At 39.3% G+C, this 23,965-nt stretch carries 18 protein-coding genes; 4 read left to right on the top strand and 14 right to left on the bottom strand.

What is annotated here, in order from left to right; genetic code table 11:
* Nucleotides 1–24: 24 nt before the first annotated feature.
* From Q4567_RS00500 to Q4567_RS00435, 14 genes are all read right to left on the bottom strand, one after another.
* Nucleotides 25–1,746 (bottom strand): asparagine synthetase B, encoded by a 1,722-nt coding sequence (locus Q4567_RS00500; RefSeq protein ID WP_303498919.1) that lies wholly within the window; start codon nucleotides 1,744–1,746, stop codon nucleotides 25–27.
* Nucleotides 1,747–1,780: 34 nt separating this feature from the next.
* The gene (locus Q4567_RS00495; RefSeq protein WP_303498918.1) at nucleotides 1,781–3,259 is read right to left on the bottom strand and encodes an oligosaccharide flippase family protein; all 1,479 of its coding nucleotides are present in this window, start codon (nucleotides 3,257–3,259) and stop codon (nucleotides 1,781–1,783) included.
* Nucleotides 3,252–4,253, bottom strand: coding sequence for a hypothetical protein (locus Q4567_RS00490; protein ID WP_303498917.1), 1,002 nt, complete (start codon nucleotides 4,251–4,253; stop codon nucleotides 3,252–3,254). Before Q4567_RS00490 ends, Q4567_RS00495 begins: the two co-directional genes overlap by 8 nt.
* A 48-nt stretch (nucleotides 4,254–4,301) precedes the next feature.
* Nucleotides 4,302–5,642 carry a putative O-glycosylation ligase, exosortase A system-associated gene (locus Q4567_RS00485; protein ID WP_303498916.1) on the bottom strand — a complete coding sequence of 447 codons (1,341 nt, stop codon included), beginning with the start codon at nucleotides 5,640–5,642 and terminating at the stop codon, nucleotides 4,302–4,304.
* A 79-nt stretch (nucleotides 5,643–5,721) separates the two neighbouring features.
* Entirely contained in the window at nucleotides 5,722–7,080 is a 1,359-nt protein-coding gene (locus Q4567_RS00480) for a phenylacetate--CoA ligase family protein (protein ID WP_303498914.1), read from the bottom strand.
* 3 nt (nucleotides 7,081–7,083) lie between these two features.
* Nucleotides 7,084–8,292: a glycosyltransferase gene (locus tag Q4567_RS00475; RefSeq protein ID WP_303498913.1), complete on the bottom strand. Its 1,209-nt coding sequence runs from the start codon at nucleotides 8,290–8,292 to the stop codon at nucleotides 7,084–7,086.
* 2 nt (nucleotides 8,293–8,294) lie between these two features.
* Complete coding sequence (locus tag Q4567_RS00470; RefSeq protein WP_303498912.1) at nucleotides 8,295–9,491, bottom strand: TIGR04063 family PEP-CTERM/XrtA system glycosyltransferase; 1,197 nt, start codon at nucleotides 9,489–9,491, stop codon at nucleotides 8,295–8,297.
* Nucleotides 9,492–9,503: 12 nt separating this feature from the next.
* Nucleotides 9,504–11,402 (bottom strand): XrtA/PEP-CTERM system amidotransferase, encoded by a 1,899-nt coding sequence (locus tag Q4567_RS00465; protein WP_303498910.1) that lies wholly within the window; start codon nucleotides 11,400–11,402, stop codon nucleotides 9,504–9,506.
* A gap of 10 nt (nucleotides 11,403–11,412) precedes the next feature.
* Nucleotides 11,413–12,555, bottom strand: a complete 1,143-nt coding sequence (locus Q4567_RS00460; RefSeq protein ID WP_303498909.1) for a TIGR03088 family PEP-CTERM/XrtA system glycosyltransferase — start codon at nucleotides 12,553–12,555, stop codon at nucleotides 11,413–11,415.
* A 66-nt stretch (nucleotides 12,556–12,621) separates the two neighbouring features.
* Nucleotides 12,622–14,076 carry an exosortase A gene (gene xrtA / locus Q4567_RS00455; RefSeq protein WP_303498908.1) on the bottom strand — a complete coding sequence of 485 codons (1,455 nt, stop codon included), beginning with the start codon at nucleotides 14,074–14,076 and terminating at the stop codon, nucleotides 12,622–12,624.
* Between the two features lie 2 nt (nucleotides 14,077–14,078).
* Entirely contained in the window at nucleotides 14,079–15,266 is a 1,188-nt protein-coding gene (locus tag Q4567_RS00450; RefSeq protein ID WP_303498906.1) for a TIGR03087 family PEP-CTERM/XrtA system glycosyltransferase, read from the bottom strand.
* Nucleotides 15,267–15,272: 6 nt separating this feature from the next.
* A complete protein-coding gene (locus tag Q4567_RS00445; RefSeq protein ID WP_303498904.1) occupies nucleotides 15,273–16,319 on the bottom strand; it encodes a FemAB family XrtA/PEP-CTERM system-associated protein in 1,047 nt (348 codons plus the stop codon).
* Entirely contained in the window at nucleotides 16,320–17,132 is an 813-nt protein-coding gene (locus Q4567_RS00440; RefSeq protein WP_303499137.1) for an XrtA system polysaccharide deacetylase, read from the bottom strand. It lies immediately after the preceding gene.
* A gap of 28 nt (nucleotides 17,133–17,160) precedes the next feature.
* Complete coding sequence (locus Q4567_RS00435; RefSeq protein ID WP_303498902.1) at nucleotides 17,161–18,570, bottom strand: TIGR03013 family XrtA/PEP-CTERM system glycosyltransferase; 1,410 nt, start codon at nucleotides 18,568–18,570, stop codon at nucleotides 17,161–17,163.
* A 158-nt stretch (nucleotides 18,571–18,728) separates the two neighbouring features.
* Between Q4567_RS00435 and Q4567_RS00430 the strand changes: the two genes are divergently transcribed.
* The 4 genes from Q4567_RS00430 to Q4567_RS00415 are packed head-to-tail and all read left to right on the top strand — an operon-like array spanning nucleotide 18,729 to nucleotide 23,677.
* The gene (locus tag Q4567_RS00430; RefSeq protein ID WP_303498901.1) at nucleotides 18,729–19,364 is read left to right on the top strand and encodes an XrtA/PEP-CTERM system exopolysaccharide export protein; all 636 of its coding nucleotides are present in this window, start codon (nucleotides 18,729–18,731) and stop codon (nucleotides 19,362–19,364) included.
* Nucleotides 19,365–19,415: 51 nt separating this feature from the next.
* The gene (locus Q4567_RS00425) at nucleotides 19,416–21,020 is read left to right on the top strand and encodes an XrtA system polysaccharide chain length determinant (RefSeq protein WP_303498899.1); all 1,605 of its coding nucleotides are present in this window, start codon (nucleotides 19,416–19,418) and stop codon (nucleotides 21,018–21,020) included.
* A complete protein-coding gene (locus Q4567_RS00420) occupies nucleotides 21,017–22,039 on the top strand; it encodes an XrtA-associated tyrosine autokinase (RefSeq protein WP_303498898.1) in 1,023 nt (340 codons plus the stop codon). Before Q4567_RS00425 ends, Q4567_RS00420 begins: the two co-directional genes overlap by 4 nt.
* A gap of 24 nt (nucleotides 22,040–22,063) precedes the next feature.
* Nucleotides 22,064–23,677 carry a hypothetical protein gene (locus Q4567_RS00415; protein WP_303498897.1) on the top strand — a complete coding sequence of 538 codons (1,614 nt, stop codon included), beginning with the start codon at nucleotides 22,064–22,066 and terminating at the stop codon, nucleotides 23,675–23,677.
* The last annotated feature ends 288 nt before the right edge of the window (nucleotides 23,678–23,965 follow it).

The raw sequence follows: 23,965 nt of genomic DNA, 5'->3' as shown, positions 1-23,965 counted from the left end.
AATAACGCTTTTAAAAATAAAAAGCTAAACTCTAAAATCAGGCTCTTCTTTTTGTAACCATAATTCAAGTACAACCATTATCCAAATCAACTCACCGTAATAGCCTGTATGAACAGTGTTGTGAGAGTCCAATGCCTGATCAATAAGCGAAGAATTAACAATATTACGATGTTTAAAATTGTTCAATGCATCAATAGTGATATCTTTTAATTGCTGGTTTTCCTTCATCCAGACGCCAAAAGGCAAACCAAAACCATGTTTACTTTTACTTAAGGTTTCATCTGGTAAGAAACCATTGCATGTTTTTTTATAAAAATCCCTTAACTCTCCTCCTGGTAGTTTAACATCAGCAGGAATCTCGCAACTAAAATCAATGAGCTTTTTATCCAAAAGTGGGAAGCGTACTTCCACCCCTGCCAATTCGCACATTTTTGTCACTTTTATTAGATCGTTGTCTGCAAGTGTATTCTTCCAGTCTAAAAACAGCATTTGATCTACTGGATGTGAGCTTTTACATTCGGCATATCGTTGATTGAGTTGTTGGATGGGTATCTGTTGATCAACATCATCAAGGAAGTTCGACGGAAATATATCCTTCGCTCCCATTTGGTTTACAAAGTTATGGGTTTGTAATCGGCCAGGCAATGGCACGCGCGCTTGCTCTAGATAACTAGCCCCCTTTTTCAATACAGGTAGTTTTCGGCCTACAGCATTGTTCACAGCTGCATTTAATGCCCCCCCTACAGGAGCTGGAAGTTTGTTGTACAATTCAAAAACTTTCTGTTTTGCATAGCGTTCATTACCAGCAAACAACTCATCACCACCATCCCCTGCTAACAGCACCTCAACACCTTTGTTTTTCGCAAATTTAGCGCAGAAAAAGGCTGCCATGGCAGATGAGTTTCCAAAAGGTTCATCAAAATACTGCGCTACTGTAACAAACTCTTCAGCAACTTCCTGTGGTTCAAGATAAAGAACCTCGTGTTCTGTACCAAAATGATTTGCGGTTATAAGCGCATATTCAGTTTCATCGTAGCCAGCAACTTTAAAACCTATAGAAAAGGTCTTTGCACGTTCGCTTGTTTTAGCCAACATGCCAGCAACAGTCGAGCTATCTAGACCACCACTTAGAAATGCTCCGACATTTCCAAAATCAGCTTTTTTAACACATTCTTCGATGATAGCTAAACAATCTATTTGCGCCTTATCTTGGTTATCCAATGAAGATGCAAATACAGGTGAATATAGCAACTGTGTGTGCGTACCTGATTGTTTGTCAAATATAACCGCTTTACCAGGTTCTAGTTTAAATGTGTTTTCATAAATTGAGGTAGGAGATGGTATACAGTGAAAATACACATAATTGTACAGAGCCTGCTTGCTCACTTTTAGCACTGTATCATCATGGGATTTTATATCTCTCAAATTACCAGAAAAATACAATGCTGAATCATTTTCATAGTAGTAACAATTTTTCGTTCCCATCTGATCATTAAACAAGATCGGTGCTTGTTGCTGATCAAAGTAGAGCATCCAAAACTGCCCAGACAACCGCTGATAAATACTTGCAATATTAGCTTCGTTTTTAAAAAGTGAAAATAATTCATTTACATCAGTGGCAGCACCATCTAAAAAAACGTATCCACATAAACACAAAGCGGCAGAATCATTATTTGCGCAATGTAATTGTTGGTTTTTAGATATATTGACAGCCTTTTGTCCATTCATTTCGAATGTTAACCACATTGATGACTCTTGCACTTTTATCGCCTACCTTATTTTAGTTTGTGGTTGAATTGCTTGATATTCTATCGCCAATTAGCTTGTTGTACAGCATAGATTCAATACTCGCTACCGGATCACCAAATAACTTATAAAGAACCACTATGGCAAGTGTATATACAACAAAACCACTTACCACCTTCAAAGCTAATATAGCAATTACGGGAATCTGTAATATAGGAAAATAGCTAATTGTTAGGCACATGAATACCACAGCACAGACAGGTCTTACCCAGCTTGTGATAACATTTAAAAGAGATATTGATAATGCCTTACATAAAATCGTTAATACAATTGGAAAAGATAAACAAATTGCGATGAATAAGTGCTTTGGAAGACTGTAAATATCAAAAAAACTTAAATTGACGATAATAGTGACAATTAACATTGCATTGCGGAACCACATTAACTTATTGGACAAAGATTCTTTTTCTAAAATCACTAAAAATTGTTCGCTGAAGAACATAAGAATTCCGGCCACCATCGCATACAAGCTAAACCAAGTCATCAAGGGAATAGCTAACGACCATTTGGCCCCTAAAAATACTAAAATAAACTCCTCTGAGACTAGACTCAGCCCAAAACCAACAGGTAAAAAAATATAAACGGATAGCGCGAATACAGATATTAAGCGGTGCTTAAAATTGGCTTCATTTTGTATAAGAGATAAATTCGGTAATACCCCTCTAATTACAGGTATCAACAACTCTTTAGAAAACATTGAGGCTAAATTGATAGAAACATTGTATATACCTAAAAAGTCTGCTGAAGCGACTCTGCCCACAACTAAAGCATCACCTTGGTTATTTAAATAACGACCAATACTTAATGGCACTGTTGATTTTGAATATTGAAATATATCTCGCCAACCAGATAGTTGTAATCGAGGTCGGTACTCATGCATTACATAACTGAGTAATACCGTGCAAATGGTAAAAGTAAAATGTCCGAGTACTATCGCCCAATACGATTTCAAGTAGAATGCTAGGCTTATAGTAACGAGCATGTATACAATTCGCGAATATAGTGTGACGCTAAAATCTAACTTAAAATTAAGGTGTTTTTGTGCGATTAATAAACCCACGTTACTGAATGACTGCAATAGTCTTATTGCAGCCAAACACACAATGACAGGCTCTAAATTTGCTTGCTGATAGAAATTAGAAATTGTTGGGGCAAACACGATAAGTGGAATTGAAATAATTATTCCCTGTAAAATTCCCGCAGTCCAAACAGTATTATAAAGATAGGTTTGATTTTCTTTTATTCGTAACAGATACAAGTTCAGACCAGCCTGGCTTAGAGCATCAAGTAACCCAAGCGCAAGCATGGCCATTGCGATAACACCAAAGTCGCTTGGGGCTAACAACCTGGCTAGAATAATAGTTGTTATCATTCCGATAAATTTAGACCCCCAACGGGATAGAACAGACCAATATATACTCGCCAGAATATTAGTCTTGGTTGATTCAACCATTGATTAAACCATCGTATGGTAAAATACCGTAAATGGCATCTAACATGCCATCAGGTGTTTCAAACGTATCCACAACCTTACGTGAACGCATATCGACCTTAACAACAAGAGCATTATTACCAGAAGCATATTTAAAGTTACGTTGGCTGAGGAATTTCAACCTGGATTTCATACTTGTTTTTCGTAATTTAGAAAAACCAATGTAAAACATATCATCTTCTATATATAACCCTCGGCACCACCCCATAGGTCGATTAGTAACGTTATGAAAAGGATCGATAATTTCAATCATTTCACGTTTCACAGGATCACACAGCAATAAAACCCCATCGACTTGAGTAAATACTAGCTTATCGTTCCACCACAGACCATCATGCACGCCTTTGTCATTACCTAAATTAATATCTATACGGTCAGTCACAAGGGATAAATTTACTGCATCTTCCTGAGTACACCTAGTAACCCAAACTTGATCGTCAAGCTCAAAAACAAAATTAGGATGACTGTCATGTGGTCGAGTGGAATGGTATTTTCGATAATCAATATTAGGATCAAAACGATGCCAAGGCTCTTTGCCCTCGGTATTAACAATGCGTTTAATTTTTCCTGTTTCTGGATCGCAAAACACTACATTATCCAATCCTGTAGAAGTAACAACTAATTCTCCTTTAATTAGATTTACCGAATGAATATTATGAAAACAAGGATGTGATATAACGTTAGTTAATTTGAAATCAGAGAGTCGATAAAGATGAATTTCCGTATCTGTAGGTAACCACAACATCTTATTCACTATGCAACCGTTGGTAAATTGTAGATTCGGATGTTCTTCTGGGTAATGCTCTCCACCTTCATCTTGCTGAATGACAATCCGACACACTTTAGTTTTAATATCTAATTCAACCAACCTGGCACTTTGATAATACTTACCTTCACCAAGTTCAAATCCGTTAGGACGCAAACATCCGCCGGAAAGCAACAATTTGTTCGTCATTGTTTGTCGTTTCCAAACCAAATAATTGATTGAAGTTTAATTATAAAATTAGACACTATTAGCGGTCGAAGGGGGTATCCTGACCCCTGTTGCAGTAAATTTAACCTTTTCCCTTCTGACAATATGAATATTAATTGCACAAACGAGTCCAGCCATCGCATAGAGCAAATCAAAATATGCCAAACTAACATTATTACCAGTGATCCCATATCCAATCATAGCTAGTGTTATATTACTAGATAATGACGCTAACCATTTTTCATTATTTGCTATTGCCCACTTCCTATTCTTAAAATTAACCATCAAAGTTAGCCAAAGAATCATCATAAAAGCAAACAATCCAATAAACCCGTGATCGCCTAATACTTGCATATAAATATTGTGCGCCGCTTTGGGCCTCAATCTAGGAGGAATTGGAGGTGTATCAACTGGACCGAAACTTGGCGTCATTGGAGCATAATAATTCCAAAGAATACGATCTTTCACTGCATGAAATCCCCCGCCTGTTAACGGATAATCCATTGCAATAAGTGTGGAAATTTTCCAAGCCCATAATCGACCGATAAAAGAGCCATCTTCTTGAGCAGCCGAACTAACCGTATTTTGCCGCTCTTTCCACTCGCCTGGAGCAAAAGTAAAAAATAGTGGTAAAGCAATTACCGCAATCATTCCATACAACAATTTTCTTTTTGATGTCCACCAGAACGCGGCTCCTAAAATCAATAGCCCTATGAAGCCTCCACGTGAATATGTTCCTATAATGGCAACAATATTCAGCACTAGGAGTATATTCAAACCGCGCTTGATAGAATAATGTTTTGTTACACTGATCAAATAAAGAATTAGTGGAATACACATGTTAATAGCTACTGCTAAATCATTTCTATCTCGAATAATACCTGCTTTACCAACAATTCTATGCCCTCCACCGGACAATATAAACTTAACCGCTTCCATGGCTGCAAAAGACGATATAGACAATACGACAGCCCAAACAACGGTATTCACATGGAGTCGTTTAGTCACTGTTAAAGTCACAAAAAAGTAAAGCAGTAAAACTTTTATAAATTGATTCCAATACTCCCAAACAAACGCAGAATACGAAGTTTGATTGGCAATACTGGTTACCAACGTCCAAAAACCAAAAAATAAAACCCAAGAACTTAAACCGTTGAATTGCCATTTCTTATATTTTTGAACGAATACATATGAAACAACAGTTATTAAGACTATGGTTAAATTCAGACGAAAATGACTGGAAAAACCAAAAGCCCATTTCGCAGGTGCAGTTAGTGCTATCCATACCCACGCAGCAGTGCCGATATACGGACGTTTAAAACTGTAATAAATGGCAACAAATAGGAAGCCAACGAGTAGCAGGTCGCGCATTAATCATCATCCTGCAAACTTGACCACCAAAACATATAACAAATTGCTGCAATATCAGCCATAAGATACAAACTATCTATCATGTTATGCTCACTTTACTTATTACATAGCGATATTTGCCCGACTTTTCCGGAGCAATTTCGTTTAAAGATTCTACAGTCACAGATACATTATCTCCAAGTCTCGCTTGAATCCCGGTCACAATAATATTTTGTATCTGCTCATCCACTTCGCCCGTTTTTGATACAACTTGAACGTGAGTATGCTGTTTCGTTTCTTGTACTATTTTGAAGGCTTCAATACTTTTAATATCCCGTAAGATATAAATCAAAGAAAGCCCATGTAAAATCGTGCCATCTGCAGCCACCACGAAATCAGTACTACGCCCTTCAATTGACTCAAGCATAGGTAATCCACGACCACAGGCACATTTTTTATCAGACATAATCGCAATATCACCTGTGCGATATCGGATAAAAGGAAATTCAGATGTCCCCATGTGGGTTACAACAATTTCCCCAGACTGACCTGGAGGAAGAGGATTGCCTTGAGGATCAATTATCTCCACCACTATGTCTTCGTAAGACAAGTGCATGCCCCCTTCTGGGCATTGATGGGCAATAAACCCGGCATCTCTGCCGCCATAACCATTAGCCACCGGGCAACCGAAAACAGCTTCAATATTTTCCCGTTGATATGGATAAAGTCTTTCTGAGGTTACGAACGCAACCTTGATACCTAAATTATCCATCTGCATACCATGTTGTTTAGCGGTTTTAGCCAACAAATCAAATACTGATGGATAACCAAATAGCATTTTAGGCTTGGTTTTTTGGATGGTGTTCAAAAATGACATTAACTTTTGTTCTGACATATCAAATGCGGGAATTAATTCTGAACGAAATAATCCATCTCGTATCAAACGCACTTTATCTTGCGCGCCAAGTTCTATGGGAGAGCCCCAAGCAACAATCTCTTTGTCGCCTATATCTACATCCCACCAGCGAGTGGCGCGCCATTTTTCAGCGACATCAAAGGACACACGTTCATTGCCCAAAAGAAATATCAAGGGCTGGCCACTGGATCCTCCAGTATTGAATCGCGCCAGTGGACCGGCTATATCCGATTTTAGAGCATCAAAATTCGCGGAAATTTTGCTTTTATCTAAAAATGGCAGCTTAACCAAATCTTCCGCAGATTGAATCTCATCAGGAGTGATATTCAATGAATCAAACAATTCTCGGTAGTAAGGTACATGTTTGTAAACTGTTTGCATAAACCCCTGCAAACGCAGGGATTGTTGTTGTTTTAAGGTCTCTTGATCAAGCCATTGAGACTTTTCTAAAGACTTACGAATTTTGACCGTATCGTGCTTTTTGAGCTTTTCATGTAATGGAAATAATACGTTAGATACAAATTGAGTATATAGACCAGTCATCCACTAATGCTCCCTTAAGCTGACTAAATTGTTGTAAATTTCCATAATCTTGGCCATCCTTGTATCCCAATGATTTTGTTGGGCGTAGTTAACGATTGCCTGCCTATCCCACTCTTTATTGAGGCCTTGCTTAATCGAGGTAAACAATGCCGGATGGTCATCAAATGGCACAATCTCGCCAACATCGTCACTGTTTATCACTTCGCTATTACCGCCCACGTCACTTGCAATAACCGGCGTGCCGCAGGCCATACTTTCAAGAATAACATTTGCCCACCCCTCATTGGCTGTTGAGAGCACAAAAAGATCAGCAGATGACAAGGGTGCACTGAGTTTATTCGGTGGTAAAGAACCTAAAAACTTAACATGCTCCTCTAAATTCAAGTTTTTAACTTGGGCACGCAATTCAGCTTCAATATTGCCCTCTGCACTTGCTCCCCCCACAATTAAATACACCAGATTAGGATAACTCAACAGTAACTCAGGAAGGCAGTCGATAACTCGATGGAAACCTTTTCGTCTAACTAAACCACCAACCGTAATCAGCACTTTAGCATCTTCATCAATGCCCATTTTTCTTCGCGCGTTTTTCGGCTCCAAAGCAGAAAATTTATGGGTATCGACTCCGTTACCTACAACAGTAAATTTGTCTTCTTGAGCTCCCAGTGAGACAGCAAGCTGCTTCAATGAGTTTGCCACACAGAACATGTGATCGGCATCTTGCCAAGCCTGTAACATTAACTTTAACTTTTCAGGATCTTGACTATGTGTCAATTCAGTACCGCGAAGTGTAATAGTAACCTTCTTATTGAGTCGCTGGGCAACTTTGGTTGCGGCTAATCCATCAGGATAGGTAAAGTGACTATCGATAATATCAATTGTTTGTTGCAGTTCTAATTGCTTAGCAACTTTGTAAGCCGCTCTAGCCATCATTGTGCCGTCTAGTTTTCGAAAAAATTTGGGGATAGATAAAAAACGCGGGAAATGCACAGTGATCCCTTGCTGAACTTCCTTTTTTGCTGGCATTGGACGATAGTTTGGTTTGAATAATCGGATCAAACCTTGCCCAGGAAACCAAGGGACGGGACTGATGACCTCAATGTCTGCGAATTCTGCGACCCGAAACATCCTTTCACGCACGAACAAGCCTGATTGCTTTCGCACTGAGTTTGGAAACAAGGAACTCAATACAACAATTCGAAGGCGTTTCATGCTCATTTTCTCAGTAAATTTTCGTAAATAGACTGATAATTAGCCACTGAGTTTTTCCAGTTTCTAATTTGCATCACAAAGTTGCGGCCATTTTCAATCATGTCTGGCCAGGAATCACGGTTCGATAAAACGTTTACCGCGGTACTCGCAAGTTGGTCAATATTGCCACTGTCGAATAACCACCCTGTTTTACCATCTTCAATGAGCTCTTTATGCCCTCCCACATCGGATGCCAGAACCAATTTACCTTGCGCCATCGCTTCTAGCGGTTTAAGTGGCGTCACTAATTCGGTTAAGCGCATTGGCTTTCGAGGATAAACCAGTAAATCGACCAAACTATAATACTTGTCAACTTCAGAATGAGGAACACGACCAGGCATAATCACATGTTTTTGCAAGCCAAGTTGGTTAATCTGATTTTTCAAATTTTGTTCTTGAGGCCCACCACCGACTAATAAAAAGACAGCATTAGGAATAGATTGAAGTATTTTGGGCATAGCAGCAACGATCAAGTCTAAACCTTCATAACCATAGAAAGATCCCAGAAAACCTAATACCACCTTGTCTTTTAATTGGTATTGATTTTCTAACGACTCATTGCGCTCAGTGATAATATTAAATTGTTCAATATTGACGGCATTAGGTATGACCGTGATTTTATTGTCTGCAATCCCCCTTGAAAGTAAATCTTGTCGCAGTCCTTCACATATGGTGGTCACTGCATTCGCCTTGTTGACCACATGAGTTTCCATTTTTTGGGTCAAACGATAGCGTAAATCCCCTTCTTTACAGGTACCGTGGTCAACCGCCGCATCTTCCCAAAACGCGCGGATCTCATAGACTAGGGGCAATCCTGTTTTTTTTGCCGCTTTGATAGCAGCTAAGCCGTTTAGTGCTGGAGAGTGGGCATGTAAAATATCAGGTTTTTCAATTTCAATGGCTTCTAAAATCCTGTCTCTTAACGGATTAACTAAAGACAATTGATTCAAAACCGGTAATTTACTGGCAATGCCATCGGGCGGCGTAGTGCGATAAAATTTTAGGCCATCAACCTCTTCAATGTTGGCCTCACATATTCCTTGTTTAGCACTAGTAACATGACAAGTTTCCCAGCCCCTTGCACGCTGCTGATTCAGGATAGAGCGGGTACGAAACGTATAACCGCTATGCAAAGGGATAGAATGATCCAAAATATGCATTATTTTCACAACTTACTGGGCCTTCTGTTGACGTAAAAACGACTCAAACATCATTAATGTCCATAATGACGCACTATTATCTCGTCGCCCCGAGACATGATCATTAATCAATCGTTGTAACTGAGATTTGTTAAAATAACCTGATTCTGTCATTTGCTTCGACAGCACGCCTTCGTAGAGACGCTCTTTCAAGGGCCCTCTAAACCAATTTGCTAACGGCACCGCAAAACCCATTTTTTTGCGATAAAGAACATCGTGGGGAAGATGTGGTTCTAACGCCTTTTTAAATGAGAGCTTACCCACGCCATTTGCAAGGTTTTTACTTGTGGGAACATTAAATGCCCACTCTACAAATTTGTGATCGATAATAGGCACTCGGACTTCCAATGAATGGGCCATAGATGCCCTATCCACTTTAGTTAAAATATCGCCAACTAAATAGGTCTTCATATCGATATATTGTGCAATTTTGGTTTCATCCAAATGCTTAACTTTGTCACCGTATTTTCTAAAAATCTCTAGTGACGTATAGCCATTAAGGCTTTGTTTATAGTCTTCAGAAAATAATTTAGCTCGATCACCTGTGCGCAGAATACTCATGGTATTGTGATACCCTTCGACGGTATCCATAGCCATAGATTGAAAGGTTGTTTTTGCTCGCAGAAACTTCGGTGCCCAATCGGCTTTAGGATATAACTTGCCCAGTGGACCAAAGATAGGTTTGCGTATTCCCAGCGGCAATAAATTACGAATTTTTTCTTCCCCCTGGTGCATTCTGTAGCGACTATAACCAGCAAATAGCTCATCACCACCATCACCAGATAAGGCAACGGTCACATGCTTCCTGGCTAATTCGCACACCCTAAAAGTGGGGATTGCCGAACTATCCGCGTAAGGCTCATCGTATAAATGTGCCAACTGATCCACAAGGTCAAAATCATCCTGCCCAACGACTTCAACTCGATGATTAGTTTTATAGCGATCTGCGACTGATTGTGCATATTCTGTTTCGTTAAACTCTTTTACATCAAAACCGATTGCACAGGTATTCACAGGTTCCGTTTGCAACTGCGACATCATAGCGACAACGGCACTTGAGTCTACGCCTCCGGATAAAAATGAACCTAAAGGCACATCAGCAACCATACGGATATCGACCGCTTCTTTGAGACGCTCTACAAGTTGCTCATCGATTTCCTTCTGATCGAGCGGATGGTCATAGTTTACAGGTACATCCCAATACTCTTTAGATTCTGGTAATCCTCTATCACCTTTGTGCAACATTAAGGTGTGACCAGGTGACAACTTAAAGGCGTTTTGATAAATAGTGTGAGGCTCTGGAACATAACCTAGGCTGAAGTAGTCTTCAATAGTGGTATTTCTAAGATCACGATTAAAAGCTGGGTGAGCTGTGATGACTTTTAATTCAGAGCCGAAAATAAACTCACCGCTAGGTAATAGACTGTAGAAAAAAGGTTTAATGCCCAAACGGTCACGGGCAATAAACAAACACTCTTTTTGTCTATCCCATATAGCAAAGGCAAACATCCCTCTTAGTTTATGTACACATTCTTCACCCCACTCTAACCAAGCATTAAGGATAGTTTCAGTGTCACCATGGGTATTGAATGTGTAACCTTTAGCAGAAAGCTCTGTATGCAATTCTTTAAAGTTGTATATTTCGCCGTTAAAGACAACACAAGCACGCTTATCAGCGCTTAACATCGGTTGAGGGCTGCCTTCTAAATCGATAATAGATAGACGTCTGTGAGCAAGCGCCACGCCTGGGTCAAAAAAGTAATCACCTGCATCAGGTCCTCGATGAATTTGTCGATCATTCATCTTTGCAATCAAATCAGCATCAACTCGGGTTTGATCTGACAGGTGAAAAATACCAGCTATTCCGCACATTCGTTAATCCTCAACCACTAAAGGCTTGATAAAGCTCATTATATTTTCCAACCATTGTATCTATACTAAAGTTTGCCACGCAATGGTTTCTTACGATAAGGCCATTTTTATGCTTGAGTTCAGGCGAACTAACATATTGACTCATCGCCGAGACTAGTGCGTTAATATCATTAACTTCAACTAGATGTGACTTTTTTAAATCTGCTGCAATCAATTCAGGATTTCCACCAACATTGGTGGCAATCACCGGTAAGCCGCTTGCCGATGCTTCAAGAATAGTGTTCGAAATCCCCTCAGCTAAGGAAGGCAATACAAAAACATCCATACAGTTCATTAGCTGTGCCACATCGGAACGATTGCCAGCAAACCAAACTTGCGATGACAAATCTGCTTGTTGTGTCCTAGCCAACATTTTTTCCATCAGCACGCCATCACCAACAATGACTAAACGGAGACGCTCTTTATGTTCAGGAAATTGACCAACAAGCGCGATGAATGCTTCGAGTAAAAAGGGTTGATTTTTAACTTCGGCTAAACGACCTACAGTGCCAAAAACAAGCATGTTTTCGGTAGCGAAATGTTCAGGAAATAAGCTGAGGTCAGAATTTTGAGGAGTAAATTTATCGACATCGACACCATTACAAATATGTCGGATGTCATCAGTATAAACACCAATCGTATCGCGCAAATAATCAAAGGCTTCAGTAGATAACGCAACATACTTATGAATATAGGTTTTCATAAAGCGCCTAAGCATTTGATATTTTTTGTTTTGGCCATGCATATCATTGACATCCCAACCGTGTTCACCATGAATACGGTATGGCACCCTGCACCACCATCCTACCAGCTGATTTTCGATAGTAGCAGTATTACGAGTGTGCAGAATATCTGGGTTGAGCTTTTTTAATAATTTACGCAATTTAAAAAAGATACTTATGTCGTTACCATCTTTTTTTGCTAAATCAAAAAACTGTACATTTTGAGTTTCAATACGCTGACAAAAAACCTCTGAGTTCCCTTTCAGAGTAACAATAGTATGTTGATACTGTTTTGAATCTAAACGGTTTATCAGATTGACCACGCCATTTTCTAATCCACCGGTATCAAACCGATAAATAATATGCATGATATGCGTTTTTTTGAAATCCATATCGGTGTCATTCCCCTCGTGATAATGCTTACTGCCTGCCAACCTTATTTATAACGGTAATATGTATCATCCACCATTACGCTCACTCAGTATTGATTGTAATTCACTGTTAAAAAGCTCTTCTGACATCTCTTCTAAGGCTTGCTTGCCTTTCTCATTCTTATTATCAGGCACTGATAACATGATTAAATAGCCATTTTGCGCTTGACCTAACAAAGCTTGAACTGCCTGAACTAATTTAATCTCTAAGGGTTTATGTGTCACCCGCCAAGGAGAAACATAGGTATAGGTTAATAAACGTTTATTCCCATAATTATCAATTATCTGCATAGTTCGATAAGTTGGATTTCTATCTTCTGACACGATTGACCATCTTTCGATGTTATACAATTTATTGCGACCGTTAATCAGTTCTTGCCCTTGAATATTGGCATTGTAATATGCGATATAAAATTCAATCCCATCTTTGGTACCGCGATAAACATTGGTTGGATTATAAAATATGGGCAACCAGGTCGCGTTATTATCAATTCCCTTTAAGTCAAAAGCCTTGGCAAAATCAGGATTGACAGGGCTAACTGGATTTTCGAAAGAAGACTTATATGCAATGCTTAGGGACAAAATAACTACTAAAGCACCAATTGGTTTGATAATTGACGAAGTTGGATACTTAGGCCCAAATTCATTTTCTAACTTTTCAGCTTTTGGCAGCGGATCGGCCCAGCGCCCCCCTACCGTAAACATAATCAGAATAACCAAACCAAAAAATAGCCAACCATATATTAAGTGATCAACACCTGTGGCGTACTGCATATCTGACAGATGGGCTATCATAACGATACCGTAAGCTCTAATGCCATTAGCAATTAGTGGTAGAAAGATGGAAAACAGGATAAAAATTATGCGCTTTTTAGCATTGTTATAGTTTAAATAGGCAAACAAGGTGCCTAAGGTAAATGAAGCGATTAAATAACGAATACCTGAGCAGGCGACTGCCACCTCAAATAACCCACCTGGAATAGCGATATAAAGTCCTTCGCGAAAAACAGGAATACCGGTTAATTGAATAGCAAAGACGGTAATATCTGCGGTTAATTCCTGAAGCTGAGGGATCAAAAACTCGCCTGCAGGAACACTAAATAACCAAAAGACGGAGGTAAATAGCATAATTCGCGCGACTTGATTGCCCATGACGCACCAAATCATCATAGGTAACATCGCAAAACTTGCGAGCTGCTCTATCACCAGTACTTGCGCCATACTGCCAAACAACCAGACAAAAACTGTACCCAAAACAAAAATCAACGATATATAGGATGGTTTAAGGCTAGCGTTGTTTAATTTAGTCCATTTGAGTTTAATCAAATAAATACAAATGGGGAGAATAATAAAGCAATGAGTGAAGGTTTCAGATCGAATCCAGATGGCCACAGTTGACGCGATACTGTCATGGAAAACCGCGCCCCATAATACAAATATCGTGATTAAATATTTAAAGATGCTACTTTTCCAAAATGTCATAACTAAACCTTAAATAGTGCAGGTAACTTGCCCATAGTGGCAGTCCACTGTAAATTTTCCATAATCCACTGACGACTCTCAGGTACTTCAGTTTTCGAATCCAAATAATCACACACGGCCGAACAAAACAGTTCAGCATCATCAGTCACTTTGATATGCGCATTCTTTGCATCAATGCCTTCAATTGCCATATTTGTTGCAACAACAGGTTTTGCCATTGCTAACGCTTCTAATACTTTATTCTGAATGCCTCTGGCAATCTGCAATGGCGCTACAGACACTTTAGCGAGACGAATGAAAGGTCGAACATCTTTCACTCTTCCAGTCACCACAATTCCATCGGTGTTATTTAAAGACAATATTTGAGCCGTTGGATTGCCCCCTACCACATAAAAACTGGCTTTGGGATATCGCCTTCGAACGCTAGGCCAAACATGGTTAACAAACCAAATCACAGCATCTACATTGGCCCAATAATCCATCGCTCCGGTAAACACAACATCAACATTCAACGAGATGGGTTCCATCTCTGAATCCGGTGAAAAATATTCGACATCAACCCCATTTAACAACCCTTGCACTTTGTTAAATTGCGTATCGGCTAGTTGTTGTTTGAATAAATCGGCTTCAGGATCGGAAACAAATAAAGCACATTGTGAGCGCTCGCAAACTCGGGTTTCAAATGCTTGCAGTTTATGATGTTCACGATGATAAACCCACTTGGCGATACCTGATTTATTTTCTGCGTATTGGCGCCACTTGTCAGAATCTACGTCCACGTAATCAACAACTTGATGAATACTTTTGCTATGGGCAGAGGTATACATTGCCATCACTGAGGAATAAATAAACACTTGCGTAATATTTTGTTGATCCAGTGTTTTGTTAACCCATCGCTGCATTTTAGAATTGGCATAATAGGGTTCAGATATGGATTTGCCGGTGATAAAAGCGGTTAACCCTTTTACTTTAGCCCAGGTTTTATTCTGCCCAAGTAGAAAAACTTGCTTGCAATATTTATCTAATTTAGACGCATATTGCCAATCATAAGGATCATCAACAAAACTACCTAAATAAATATCGAATTGCTCGCTCAAGACTTTGAGCATATTGAACGAGCGAATCTTGTCGCCCTTGTTAGGCGGAAATGGTATACGGTGACACAAAAACAGCAGTGGTGGCTTAGTCATTCACTTCTATCCCAAAAATTTGGATAGAAAGGGACCGATACGACGGCTCAACCAAACAGGTAACTTTTGCCACATTTTAATAAAAAACTGATATTTTGGATTATTAGGACTTAAATTAGGTAAGGCCTGGCTTTTTACCAAATGAAATTGGTAATGCAATGCAACGGGTTCCATTCCCCAAGTGCGCTTGTATTTAAATGCACCGGAATCATCCTTACTTCGACCAAAATCGAAATACGAGCACTCCTTGTTTTCTCGTGCATGGCACATTAATTGATAATACATAAAGTCATTACTTTTTAATGCTCTAGCATCAAACAAACCACCACCGTAAAAAGGTAACACTTGATTCTTATAATAAAAACTTAGTACCGACGAGACCGCTTTTTGATCTTTTTCCACGGTTAACACATCGCAATTATCACCAAACTCTTGTTTCAGTGATGCAAAATACTTCTTCGGAAAGACCGGTGTACCTAGGTTTCGTACACTTTCTGAATAAACATCGTAGGCGGTTTTAGTGTCTTCTTCGATACGAAAATTCAAGTCGTTTTTCAACGAGTGCCTGACTACCGCTCTCTGTTTCTTTTTAATTCCCGCAAGAATGGCCTCTGGTGTTTCCGCAAGCTCCCATCCAAAGGAAGAATGAGCGCATTTTTCAGTCAATTCAGGGTTATTACGAGTAAAAGGGTAACGCATTTCTAAATAATCGACGCCCAATTTGTGCGCAAGTGCAATAGCCTGGTTTTCAAGAAATAAGGTAGCGTCTTCAGAGTTAGATGCAACGCCACCATAAACACAAAATGGTGTGGAAATAAGAGCATGGCCAAAAAGTAAACTTTTTTGTTCAACTAAGGGAAGCACACCGACAATTTTGTTATCGGTTGTGGCGTAGAGATAATGACAGGCATGCCCGTAGACTGATTCGATAACCCGCTTCCAGCCAGTCAAGTGGAAAAAGGTGCCGGTTTCAATACTATCTACAAAATCATCCCATTTTTGCGACTCTTGCGCGTCATCACCTAACCTACAGAGTTGGTAGTTTTCCGTCACTTATGCTACTCCATATACATCTTTCATCGTCGACCAATTAAAGTCTGCCAGTAATCTCTCTAATTTTGCCTCAGTTTTATCCAAATTTATATAATGTCTAAATCGAGACTTTAATGGTGCATTGGTCAACCTAGGTTGCTCACCGTCAATCTCCCACGGGTGAAAATAGAAAGAATAAGGTTGCTTTTCCTGATTCAAATAACGATTGACTAACATTTGTGTCATCTTGTAGGGATATAACCGAAAGTAACCACCGCCACCAATAGGAACTTGTTTTCCCATTAATTTCAAAGTCGGAATAGGAATTTCAATGATATTTTCAGGACGTTGGTAGGCAAACCTTGGCCAGTCTGGCGTGCCGTATAAATCGTGTTTGACCGGATAGGTACTCGAACTATACTTAAATTTAAGCTCCGCCAAGACTTCAAACGCCCACTCATTGTCATAACCGATTGAAAAGCTCGGTGCTCGATAACCAATGACATCTTCACCAATAAGATCTTCTAAATGATTTTTTGAGCGAATAATATCTGCGGTCAGTTCTTCACGTGTTTGCTGGTAAGCCCGCCTATGAGCATATCCATGACTGGCAATTTCATGACCTTGGGCATGAATATCTTTAATCAATTGAGGATAAAGTTCAGCCACCCAACCGAGTACAAAAAATGTCGATTTCACATTCGCTTTGGCAAAAACATCGAGTAACCTTCGGGTGTTAGCGTCAACACGGGGTTTGTACTGATCCCAATCTTCAGGCTTGATAATTGAGTCGAATGCAGAGACGTGAAAAAAATCTTCGACATCAACTGTCATTGCATTTAGAGCCGTATTTTTCGCCACTTCATCGTCCCTTTCCAAACAGCACCACTTCGACTGTTCGAATAAAAATAAGCATATCTAACAGTAAACTCTGATGTTTTACGTAATAAAGATCAAATTTCAACTTTTCCATTGAATCTTCCACACTCGCGCCATAAGGGTAATTGAGTTGAGCCCAACCAGCTAGTCCGGGTTTGACGTTATGGCGCTGATTGTAATATGGAATTTCTCTAATTAATTGCTCAACAAATTGAGGCCTTTCTGGGCGCGGACCAATAAATGCCATTTCACCTTTTAGCACATTAATTAACTGAGGTAATTCATCAATACGATACTTACGTATAAAAGCCCCTATCCGGGTTACGCGGTTATCATTTGCCGAAGCCCACTTGGCACCATCTTTTTCGGCATCTGGGCGCATACTACGAAACTTGATAATTTTAAATAGCTTACCGTTTAGCCCTACCCGTTCTTGCTTATAAAAAACCGAAGTTCCTGTACGTCGACCATCATCAAGATAAATAATGACGGCGGTTAGCAACATGAAAGGCCAGGTAAACAGCATCACAAAAATCGCCACAAAGGCATTGATACCATATTCAAGAATATCTCTTAAATAGTTTTGCGAATTAAATCCATTTGAATATACCACCCAACTCGGATACATCAAGTTCACCACAATTTGGCCCGTTTCCCGTTCCATGAAATCAAGCAAATCGGTAATCTCAACACCGCGTAACCTGCAATCAAATAAAACTTCGATGGGTAAGGTACCTCTTCGCTGGTCGCAGGCAATAATAATTTCGTCAATTTCATTATCAATAACGTAATTACGGAAATTGTCGTCAATTTTCACATGCACAAGGCGCTCATTACGAATACCGTCCTCTCGATTGTCTCCTGGGATAGGAATGAAGCCCAATAATTCAAAACCTAACCTATCCACATCTCGGCGCATGCGCTTTTCAATAATAGAGGCTCTTTCCCCCGCTCCAATGACGACAATTCGAGTACGCCCGAGTCCCAGTAGTCCTAAACGATTAGTAAAATAGCGGAATGTCACCAGCGACAGAATCACCACCCCTGAAGCAACCGGCAAGAAATAAGGATGCATCCTCAGTTCTTCCATGAAGGTACTGGTAATTACTTCTACAACGAAATAAGTTAGGGCTAAGCTAACAAAGATTCGTCTTATAATGCCACGGAAGGTTTCTCTTAATTTGGCTTCATACAATCCCACAGAGAGAGATGAAACCAACACTAAAAAGGTCATAAGAGAGATATTAGCCGCTAGTTTTAAAATGCTTGGAGATTCTACATCTAGAATACTCACTACTAAAAAGTTTGCTAAGTACGCAGAATAAGAAACGATCACTGCTTCTGCGAGAACAAGAGCATTGGACCTTTTATTTTGTTTGTTGGTCGCTGCCATTAGCTCTTACCTATGGATTTATTTGATAAATTTATCATATGCTAAACGAATTATTTGAGATAGACTAACTTTTCTGGTCAGCTATTATAGAGATTAAAACGCTCGGGTAAATGGCTGATTTGCTACATTTGTTTCTGTTTGGATAGGAAAGACATAATATGAAAGCAAGTAGAATAGCTCAGTTACTGATTGCAGCAGCTGCATTTACGGCAATAAATGCATGTACTAGCTCAGGCAGTTCGTTGCCTCAGGCAACAACAAGAGCATCTTTAACCACTAATATCGATGACTATAGCTATTTGATTGGACCAGGTGATAACCTTTCGATTTTTGTATGGCGCAACCCAGATGTATCCGGATCATTTTTGGTTCGTCCAGATGGCATGATTACTACATCTTTGGTTGAAGACATCCCCGTTTCCGGTAAAACCCCAACAGCTCTAGCGCGAGATTTAGAGCAAGAGTTGGGTAAATATATTCGCGATCCTATTGTCACAGTTAGTGTTAGTGGTTTTAATGGTCCCTTTAGTGAACAGGTTAGAGTGATAGGTGAAGCATCTTCTCCTAGAGCAATTAGTTATTCGGAAGACATGACATTATTAGACCTAATGATTCAAGTTGGCGGATTAACTGAGTTTGCGGATGGCGACGGTGCAAAATTAATTAGAGTCGTTAATGGTGAGCAAAAGGAATTTTCAGTGAAGTTAGATTCACTGGTTAAAGAAGGGAATATTTCAGACAATGTAGACATACTTCCCGGCGATATATTAATTATTCCAGAAGCTTGGTTTTAGGCTTTTGCGCATAGTAATAATTAGTAATTTAAAGGTTAAGAAGACATATCTATGTTAGGAATTCAGGAAACGATAGACCAGGTCCTCACTTACTTAAAGGGTGTTTGGATAAAGAAACGCTACATTATTATTTCAACTTGGTTAATTTGCCCAATTGGATGGGCCTATGTAGCAAGCTTACCCGACCAATATGCATCATCTGCACGTTTATTTGTTGATACTAGTAGCCTGTTGCGCCCTCTATTGCGAGGGCTGGCTGTATACAATAATCCCAGTGATCAAGTTAGTTTAGTCGCCAGAACTTTGTTAAGTCGTCCTAATCTGGAAAAGATTGCGCGAGAAGCGGATTTAGATATCACCGTGACCACGCAAGCAGAAATGGATGACCTAATAAACAATATGCGCAAAGAGATTAAGCTCAATAGTACTGCTGAGCAAAATATCTATAACATTAGCTATAATTCCCCGAGCCCAGAATTAGCTCAGAAAATTGTGCAAATTACCCTTAATGAGTTTGTCGAAAACTCTTTGGGTAATAATCGCCAGAGTAGTGACTCCGCTGAAGAGTTTATCAATCGACAAATTGAAGAATATGAACAACGTTTGGAAGAAGCCGAGCAACGATTGGCTGAATTTAAAGTTAATCGCATCGATAGAGCTCCAGGCACATCGAGGGACTATAACACTCAGCTTCAAAGAGAGATAAGTGAACTTCAAGCAACAGAACTTCGGGCACTCGAACTGACCTCTCAACTAAATGCCGCAAGAGCCCAAATGGAGGGTGAAGCCCCAGTATTCGGTTTAACGGCTCCTGACTCGCGAGTTGCACCATCAATAAATACAAAGTATGACTCTAGGATCGAAGCTTTAGAAGAACAATTGAATAATCTGTTGATTCAATATACCGAAGCACACCCAGAAGTCAAAAATACTCAAAGCTTGTTGGATAAACTTTACGATGATAGAGAAGAGCACATCAAGGGTCTAACCAACGTTGCAGAAGAAACCGGGTCATATAGCCAATTTGGTAACATAAATCAAAACCCGGTTTATCAAGAATTAAAACTCTCTGTTGCCCAATATGAAGGTCAGGTCGCTCAATTAAATGTGAGAGCTGATAATATTAGGGCGAAAATTATTGAGTTAGAAAAAATTGTTGATTTAGTTCCGCAAATTGAAGCGGAAGCCCAAGGTTTGAACCGTGACTACCAGATAACCAAAGAAAAGTACCTAGAGTTAATTAGTAGACGGGAACAAGCTGAATTGTCTCGTAAAGCAGAGGCCACCTCTGATGATGTGCAATTTAGAGTAATCGACCCGCCTACCTTACCTACCAAGCCTTCGGGCCCAAACAGAGTAATTTTTTACACTATGATTTTGTTAGTTGGATTTGGCTCTGGTCTGGGTATAGCATTTTTACTGAGTCAAATTAACCCTGTTGTTTTGAGTCCAAGTCAATTGGTAAGCAACTTTGGCATTCCCGTATTTGGTAAGGTGTCGCATATTGATGCTAAAGAGTTGGCAAAAGTAGATAGACGACGTATGTTGTTATTTAGTGCTTCAAGTCTAGCAATCTTCATAATCTTCTTAGGGCTTGTATATGCAGATATTGCTTATGGCAGATTACCTATTTATCTTTTGGAGAACTTAATATGAGTACAATAGAAAAAGCACTGCAAAAGAATAAAAAGCAAAAAGCTGAAAATAGAGACAAGTCTTTAATCGAAGCGGCGCGAGAAAAAGCGCAGGTAATGACTCAACCAAATGAAGCGGAAGAAGCGGTAACAGCAGAATCCCCGTCCATTACAAATGATAATCTGAGAGAATCAGATGGCGACGCGACCGTTTCTTTGGATACAAACTTAGCAAGTTCTTCGACAGAAAACTCAAGGTTTGACATTTCTTCCAGCATTTCTATAACCGATTCAGATGATAATATATCGAAGGAAAAGTTTATTCCTTTAACTCATATTCAAAAAGACGGTTTTGTCTCTAATATGGGTAGAAATACCATTAACGAAGAATATCGAGCTATTAAACGAAAAGTGCTTAGTAATGCGTTTGGCCCTTTGTCTAAAACATTGACCAACGCCAATATTGTGATGGTCACTAGCCCTAACCCTAATGAAGGGAAAACATTCACAGCTATTAATTTAGCCTTGAGTATCGCCCTAGAGCAAGATAAGACTGTGTTATTGGTTGATGCAGATGTGCTTAGGCCAAGCGTTATGAAAACCATTGATCAACCGTTTGAAAGTGGCTTAATGGAGTATTTATTAGGGGAAGTGGATGATTTGTCCGATGTGATCCATCACACTAGCTTAGATACGTTGAGGATTATCCCTGCGGGTAAATCCCACCATTTGTCAACCGAATTACTAGCCAGTGAAAAAATGCTAGAGTCTGTTAGCGAATTTGCGAATCGATATCCGGATCGGGTAGTTATTATCGATAGCCCTCCTCTGTTAGGCATTAATGAAACCGCTATTTTGGCTAATTTGGCAGGTCAAGCTGTGGTGGTAGTTCAAGAAGGCAAAACATCTTTAAACCGCTTATCTCAAGCTGTAGAACACCTTAATCCAGACATGGCGAAAGGTTTCATTATTAATAAGGCTAAGAAAAGTGGTACCGATGGTGCTGGATATTATGGGTATTATTACGGGAACGATGAGTAGACCGTGATTATTAGGAGTAAAGATTTGACTAAAGTTATTTACCCATTCGCACTAATGCTGTACTTCCCGCTCTGCCTTCATGCAGAATTGCGAACTACCATGTCATTAGATTCTTCATTCTTGTCTTATCAAGTTTCAGGTGAAGATTTTGATGATAGAAGTTCTACTAGTTTACAAATACAACCTAGTGTCGGTGCGATATTGAATGGGCAGCGTTTCTCTGCATCTGCTAATGCAAGTCATCGCTATATTGACAGCACTAACTCATCATCTGGGCTAGACGGTGTTGACTTTAATGATAAGAATAACCTAACCAATTACTCAGTTGATAGTAATCTTCAAATAGTTCAAGGAATTTTGAGCGTCAATGCCCGTGGTAGCCAAAGTTTTCAGAATACAGATACGGTTAATTCGTTGATTAGCAACGATGGTTTCAACAATAGTCAAATTACTAAAACCCAAACTGAATCTTTAGGGTTCAATTTTATTTTAGACAATTCTAATTTTATGGGGTTTAACCTACTAGGTTATCAAACCCATGTTAAAACAGACCGTTCTTATAACAGTTTGGGGGGCATTGATAGCGATAATAGCTCCTTGAGCGCCCGATTCTATTCAAAAGAAAACTTTAATCGAGTTAACTGGTATTTTACTGGTGATTATATTGATACCAATGGCCAAGGTACAAACGACATTACCTCTTATGTTTATAGTGGCAAAGTATATTTAGGTTTAATAAACGACTTTAGACTCGTCATTAACGGCAATATGGAAAGCAATGAATTTAGCTCAGAAGATGTGGACGATGTCACTGAGATTGAGTATAACAGTGCTGGTGTAGGTTTATCATATTATCGGTCGGCTGCTCAACATATTGATGTTACCTATAATGTGTCATCAGAAAACGAGGGAGATAGAGAGCAGTTTGTTGGCGTTGATTTTGACTGGAGATTTAGTGCCAGAACGTCTGCTTCAGGTTCTTATGGGCGCCGATTTTTTGGAGACAGTGGTCGTTTAGATTTTAGTTATGGTGTCCGTAAATTAAAAGCCACGGTGACCTATACTGAAAGCGTCTCTAACTTTACCCGTTTAGTAGCAGGGCAACAGGTTTCAGGAGTGATCGTATGTCCTGTTGCGTCTGTAGATTTTACTGATTGCTTTGTACCACCGAGTAGCGATTATACATTGGGTCCGGGTGAAGAATACCAAAGTTTCAATTTTAATTTGGCTGAATTGAGTGAAAATACAACCATACGAAAGAGTTTACAATCAAGTATCGGATTAAATTTACGCAGAATTACCGGATCTTTATCTTTACAGCATAGTAATACAGAATTTGTTGAAACTGGTAGAGAACAATCTAGCTACAGTGTTGTAGCCTCTGCAAACCTTTCTTTGAGTAGGAAATCAAATATTAGCTGGTCAAACAGTTATACATATACAGATCGTAGTGATGTTGATGATGCTTCAAGTGTTACAGACAAAACCCTATCGTCATCTTTATCTTTAAGTCATGATTTCTCACCTAAGCTAAAAACTTCTGTGCGTCTACAAATTATTGATAAAAATTCGCCTATTCAAAATAGAGATTTTGTCTCGAGACAGCTCTTTCTAAGAATGTCGTATAAATTTAAATAACCTTCGCACTATTTAAAATCCAGCTTAAAATAGATATAGCAATGATCAGGGTAAATATTTCTTTATTATATTTCCCATGAAAATAAGCCTTTCTTCTATTTCTAAATTGTTCGTGAAATCTAGCTCCGCTGCTACCCGAACTTTTTAACGGTCGCATAACGCCCCCTTGAATATAGGTAAAATATATACTCTTCATCGGTTAGATATCTATACACACAATTAGTTCAATTTTCAACCAACTGTTCTGATATTTTTTACAATGTTGCAGTATTTTTACCTAAATCACTA

Source organism: Aliiglaciecola sp. 2_MG-2023 (assembly GCF_030548145.1).
Taxonomy (GTDB): Bacteria; Pseudomonadota; Gammaproteobacteria; order Enterobacterales; family Alteromonadaceae; genus Aliiglaciecola; species Aliiglaciecola lipolytica_A.
This window is presented reverse-complemented; position numbering and strand designations above follow the sequence as displayed.